General features: G+C 71.6%; 3 protein-coding genes and 1 pseudogene. 1 reads left to right on the forward strand and 3 read right to left on the reverse strand.

Annotated elements, in window-relative coordinates; all coding sequences use genetic code 11:
- Window positions 1–94: 94 nt before the first annotated feature.
- Window positions 95–172: pseudogene (locus AC2VNT_RS13105) on the forward strand (hypothetical protein); the annotation flags it as partial.
- A gap of 45 nt (window positions 173–217) precedes the next feature.
- Here AC2VNT_RS13105 and AC2VNT_RS13110 read toward each other — a convergent pair.
- From AC2VNT_RS13110 to mfd, 3 genes are all read right to left on the reverse strand, one after another.
- A complete protein-coding gene (locus AC2VNT_RS13110; RefSeq protein WP_486947275.1) occupies window positions 218–886 on the reverse strand; it encodes a phosphate signaling complex PhoU family protein in 669 nt (222 codons plus the stop codon).
- A 202-nt stretch (window positions 887–1,088) separates the two neighbouring features.
- Window positions 1,089–2,045 (reverse strand): nucleoside triphosphate pyrophosphohydrolase, encoded by a 957-nt coding sequence (locus AC2VNT_RS13115; RefSeq protein ID WP_486947276.1) that lies wholly within the window; start codon window positions 2,043–2,045, stop codon window positions 1,089–1,091.
- The gene (gene mfd, locus AC2VNT_RS13120) at window positions 2,042–5,722 is read right to left on the reverse strand and encodes a transcription-repair coupling factor (protein ID WP_486947277.1); all 3,681 of its coding nucleotides are present in this window, start codon (window positions 5,720–5,722) and stop codon (window positions 2,042–2,044) included. Before mfd ends, AC2VNT_RS13115 begins: the two co-directional genes overlap by 4 nt.
- Window positions 5,723–5,891: the final 169 nt, after the last annotated feature.

Here is a 5,891-nt window from a genome sequence, read left to right on the forward strand (position 1 = left end):
GGTGACCGTCGGCTGCGCGTCGAGGTCGGGGTCGGGGTCGGGCCGCGGTTCGAGCTTGACCGCGGTGCGCAGCTGTCCGACGGTGGCGACTTCGGCCCGCTTGTCGCTGGACCAGGTCGGGGTGATCGCGCAGCGAGCCGCCGAGGGCTCCGACGAACACTATGCGCAGCTGGGACCTCCTGGTCGCAGCGCGATGTGCGGGTTGCCCAACTGCGCCCTACCCGGTCAAGCTGCGAGCTTCGGAATGGCAGAATCTGCCGGCCGACTGGAAGATAACGCTGCGCACCACTTCGACCGCGTGGTTCCCGTAGTGTCCGTACAACCGGCTCAGTAATGCCACATCCACCGCGGCCGAGACCCCATGTTTCCATTCACGGTCGGTGAGCACACCGAATAAGTTCCGGTGTACATCAGTCATTGCAGCATTTTCTTCCCTGATGCGGATCACCCTTCGCGGATCCCGCGACAACAGCACTTCTCGGGTGTCGCTGCCCAACTCGGCCGCCAGCCTGCCCATTTCGGAAAAATATCCGTCGGTCTCTTCTGGGATTGCGTGCCGCGGATGCCGGTGGCGGGTGGCCTTTGCGACATCTCGCGCCAGCTCCCCCATCCGCGCGATACCATCCGCCACCTGAGTTGCGGTGAGAACGGTGCGACGATCATCCGCCGACGGCGTCGGTGACGCCAACAAGGCATACGAACCGTCCGCTACGCTTGCGCCTAATTCCACGATCTGATCGTGATCGGTGAATACTTGCTCAGCGAGCACCAGATCGGTCTGCAGCAAGGCTTTGGTTGCGTGTTCCATCGCGACCTCGGCCAGCCCGCACATCTCTGCGATCCGCTCGGACAATTCCGAGGTTTGTTCGCAGTATGGAATCGACATGTCGGCCAACGTACGTGGCTCGAATGAAGGCCGGCGGATCGCCACATGAATATTTCATGACCATGCGGTGCCGATTCGTCAACATCAGGCGAACCAGCGCCCCTGGACACCAGCTGACGTGCACCGATAGGCATGCGGTCCGTGGGCGCCACGCAGGCGCACCACCTGGTCACTCCCGGCTCTCGACGGCGCCGCGGGTGCGCTATCCGTCCGGAGGCCAGCAGGCCCGCCACTGCGCCTCGGTGACCGGGCCGGGTGAGCCCGCGTCGAGGGCCGTGGCGTCTCCCCCCCGGCGGGTCGCGGCGATCTGCTGCTCGGCGGCCCGCAGTGCGTCCATGAAATCCAGTACCGCTGCCCGCAGACCACTCTCGACGTCCGCATCGGTAGCCAGGGTGACCATGGTGATCTCTGCTGGGATCAGGTCGGGCGGCAGTCCGGCCGCCGCCGCCCGGTGAATCACCTTCTGCGCCAACGCCAACGCCGGCTGTGCGGTGGGCACCCCGTCGAGGATCGAACCGGCGTCGTCGCCTGCCCGTTTTGCCCGCTTCTCGGCCGCCTTGCGCTCCGCCCACTGGGCCAGCTGTTCGTCCAGCGAGATCTCCTCGCCGGCGAGCACCGCCGGCACCCGGTTGGCCAGCTTGCGCAGCAAGGCGTCGGCCACGTCGTCGATGCCGAACGGGTGCTGCGGTGCGTCCTCGGCGATCCGGGCGTGGAAGAGCACCTGCAGCAGCACATCGCCGAGCTCTTCGCAGAGTGCGTCGGGGTCGCCGCCGCGCACCGCGTCGAACAGCTCGTAGGTCTCCTCCAGCAGGAACCGGTGCAGCGAGTCGTGGGTCTGTTCGCTCTCCCACGGACCCGCGGTGCGCAGCCGGTCCATGATCGCCACCGCGCCGATCAGCCGCTCGCCGACCGGCGGGTCGGGCATGGCGATCAGGGTGGCGCCGGCCGCCAGCCGGGCGACGACGGCCGGGTGGTCCCGGTCGGAGGAGAGCAGCACCGCCGCGTCCGGATCGGCGTGCACCGGATGTGCCGCCGGCAGCGACCAGAGCACCGCGACCGGCAGCTCCTCGGTGTAGGCGAGCGGTCCGGCGAGCGGCCCGACGGCGGCGACCGGGACCAGCGACGGTCGCCGCGGGTCCAGCAGCACGACGGTCGTCACGTCGGCCTCCCCGGACCCGCCGACAGTAAGCCCACCGCGTCGACGTCGCCCGGCGGTTTGCCGTCCAGCGCCGAGATCAGGTCGGCGACCAGCTGAACCAGCTCCAGGTCGCGGACGCGGGGCGCACCGACGCCGGCACCCGCGGCACGAGGTATCGGCACCTGGACGGTGGCGGTGGTCGCCCGGTAGCGCGCCCCCGGGTAGAGCCGTTTGAGCCGCAGCTGGGCGGAGTCCGGCAGGGTCAGCGGGGCCAGCCGCAGGGTGGCCTCCGACATCGCGGCCACCTCGGCGATGCCGGCGACCCGGCAGCGCAGCCGCAGCCGGGCCACCGCGACCAGCCGGCGGGCCGGCTCGGGCAGCGGGCCGTAGCGGTCGACAAGCTCGTCGACAACCGAGCCCACCGCGGCGTCGTCGGCCGCGGCGGCCAGCCGCCGGTAGGCCTCCAGCCGCAGCCGGTCGCTGCCGATGTAGTCCGGCGGCAGGTGTGCGTCCACCGGCAGGTCGATCCGCACGTCCTTGGGTTCCTCGGCGGTGGTGACCGTCTGCCCGTCGGCGGCTGCCTTGTATGCCTCGACGGCTTCGCCGACCAGCCGCACGTACAGGTCGAAGCCGACCCCGGCGACGTGCCCGGACTGCTCGACGCCGAGCACGTTGCCCGCACCCCGGATCTCCAGGTCCTTCATCGCCACCGCCATGCCGGCGCCCAGCTCGTTGTTCTGGGCGATGGTGGCCAGCCGGTCGTGGGCGGTCTCGGTCAGCGTCGTGTCGCGCGGGTAGAGGAAGTAGGCGTAGCCGCGTTCCCGGCCGCGGCCCACCCGGCCGCGCAGCTGGTGCAGCTGGGACAGCCCGAAGGTGTCGGCCCGCTCGACGACCAAGGTGTTGGCGTTGGAGATGTCCAGGCCGGTCTCGATGATCGTGCTGCACACCAGAACGTCGAACTCCCGGTTCCAGAAGCCGGCCACCGTCGCCTCCAGCTGCTCTTCGGGCATCTGGCCGTGCGCCACCACCACCCGCGCCTCGGGCACCAGGGCGCGCACCCGGGCGGCCGCGGCGTCGATGGAGCTGACCCGGTTGTGCACGTAGAACACCTGACCGTCGCGGAGCAGCTCCCGGCGCAGCGCGGCGGCCACCTGCTTGTCGTCGTGCGGGCCGACGTAGGTCAGCACCGGGTAGCGGTCCTCGGGCGGGGTCAGGATCGTCGACATCTCCCGGATGCCGGCCAGGCTCATCTCCAGGGTGCGCGGGATCGGGGTGGCGCTCATGGTGAGCACGTCGACGTTGGTGCGCAGGCTCTTGATGTGCTCCTTGTGTTCGACGCCGAACCGCTGTTCCTCGTCGACGATCACCAGGCCGAGGTTCTTCCAGGCCACCCCGGTCTGCAGCAGCCGGTGGGTGCCGATCACGATGTCGACGGTGCCGTCGGCCAGCCCGTCGACCACCGCACGCGACTCGGCCGGGTCGGTGAACCGGGATAGGCCCTTGACCCGCACCGGGAAGCCGGCCATCCGGGAGGCGAACGTCTGCAGGTGCTGGTCGGCCAGCAGGGTGGTCGGCACCAGCACGGCGACCTGCCGGCCGTCCTGGACGGCCTTGAACGCCGCGCGCACCGCGATCTCGGTCTTGCCGTAGCCGACGTCGCCGCAGATCACCCGGTCCATCGGCACCGGCTTCTCCATGTCGGTCTTGACCTCGCCGATCGCGGTGAGCTGGTCGACCGTCTCGGTGAACCCGAACGCGTCCTCCATCTCGGCCTGCCACGGGGTGTCCGGCCCGAACGCGTGCCCGGGCGCGGCCTGGCGTTTGGCGTAGAGCGCGACCAGCTCGCCGGCGATCTCGGCGACCGCCCTGCGGGCCTTGGCCTTGGTCTGGGTCCAGTCGCTGCCGCCGAGCCGGGACAGCGCCGGGGCCTGCCCGCCGACGTAGCGGGAGAGCTGGTCCAGGGAGTCCATCGGCACGTACAGCTTGTCGGTGTTTTTGGCGCCGTCAACGCCCGTGCCCCGCCGCTTGCCGGAGGCGTACTCGAGCACCAGGTATTCCCGCCGGGCCCCGCCGACGGTGCGTTCGGCCATCTCGACGAACCGGCCGATGCCGTGCTGGTCGTGCACCACCAGGTCGCCGGCGGTCAGCGCCAGCGGGTCGACGGCGTTGCGCCGCTTGGCCGCCAGCCGCCTGCCCTCCGGGCCGGTGACCCGGTTGCCGGTCAGATCGGTCTCGGTGACGACCACCAGGTTGGCGCCCGGAACCACCAGCCCGTCGTGCAGCGGGCCCGGCAGCACCCCGACCAGACCGGGCACCGGGGCGGCGCCCGGCTCCAACAGGGTCGCCGGGGTGTCGGATTCGACGAGCTGCTCGACGATCCGGCGGGCGGTGCCGACGCCGGGGGCCACCACCGCCGCGCAGCCGCCGGTCGCGGTCTGCGCCCGCAGCATGGCGAAGGTCTCGTCGATGTCGCGCTGCCGGCCATGCGCCGACGGCGACGCCCGGACGTCGAGCTGCACCGCGGACTCGTCGGAGAGCTGGCTCAGCGTCCACCACGGGTGCCCGGCGGCCCGCGCCGCGGCCTGCGCCTCGTCGAGATCGCAGAACCCCGACCCGCCCAGCTGCTCGACGTCGATCGGCGCGTCACCGCCAACCGCCGCCGTCGACCAGGATGCCTCCAGGAACTCCCGCCCGGTCTTGATCAGGTCGGCGGCCCGGGCGCGCACCTTCTCCGGGTCGCAGACCAGCACCGAGGTGCCGGCGGCGAGCTGGGCGGTGAGCAGTTGCTGCGGGCCCGGTCGCAGCACCGGCCCCAGCGCCTCCATCCCGTCCACCGGGATGCCGTCGGCCAGCTTGGCCAGCATGTCGGCGACGGTGCCGGTGACGGCGTTGTCGGTCTCGGGCTGCCCGCCGGCCACGGCCAGCAGCTCGGCCGCGCGCGCCCGCACGTCGTCGGTGAGCAGCAGCTCCCGGCACGGCACCGCAACCCGGGTGCCGACCTCGATCTCCGGGATGGAGCGCTGGTCGGCGACCGAGAACGACCGCATCTCGGTGACCTCGTCACCCCAGAACTCGACCCGCACCGGGTGTTCGGCGGTCGGCGGGAAGACGTCGAGGATCCCGCCGCGCACCGCGAACTCGCCGCGTCGGCCGACCAGGTCCACCCGGGTGTAGGCCAGCTCGACCAGCCGGGCGATGGTGTCTTCGAAGGCGGTCTCGGTCCCGACCGCCAGGGTGACCGGCTCGATCTCGCCCAGCCGCGGGGTCATCGGCTGCAGCAGGGAGCGCGCCGCGGTGACCACCACCCGCAGCGGCGGCCCCAGCCGGGTGTCGCCGGGGTGGGCCAGCCGGCGCAGCAGCAGCAGCCGCGCGCCGACGGTGTCCACCCCCGGCGAGAGCCGCTCGTGCGGCAGCGTCTCCCAGGACGGGAAGAGCGCCACCGCGTCGCCGAACACCCCGCGCAGCTCGGCGGTGAGGTCGTCGGCCTCGTGACCGGTGGCGGTGACCACCAGCAGCGGGGTCTGGCCGGCCAGCGCGGCCGCGACGAACAGCCGGGCCGAAGCCGGGCCGACCAACCTCAGCTCCGTCGGCCGGTCGGTGGCGCGGTCGACCAGATCCCGGAAGGTCGGCGCGGCCAGCGCCCGATCCACCAGCCCGGTGAGCGGGGCGACAGCGCAGGCCAACCCCGGTGCGGTCATGATGTCGTCATCTTAGGGCGCGGTTCCGGTCGGTCCAGCCGCGGCACCGGGTGCGGCCACGCAACGGGGTCCGCGTCACTCAGCCGACAAGCTTTCGCGCGGCGACCGAACGCCGGTTGTCGGCGAGGCCGATGATTTCCCGAAACACGGTCTCGGCCACCTGGAAGTC

The organism is Mycobacterium sp. TH-M15, assembly GCF_057473705.1.

What these genes read in the sequence shown, in the direction of transcription:
- AC2VNT_RS13110 (WP_486947275.1), bottom strand. Translation starts at nt 886, where the DNA reads ATGTCGATTCCATACTGCGAACAAACCTCGGAATTGTCCGAGCGGATC.
- mfd (WP_486947277.1), bottom strand. Translation starts at nt 5,722, where the DNA reads ATGACCGCACCGGGGTTGGCCTGCGCTGTCGCCCCGCTCACCGGGCTG.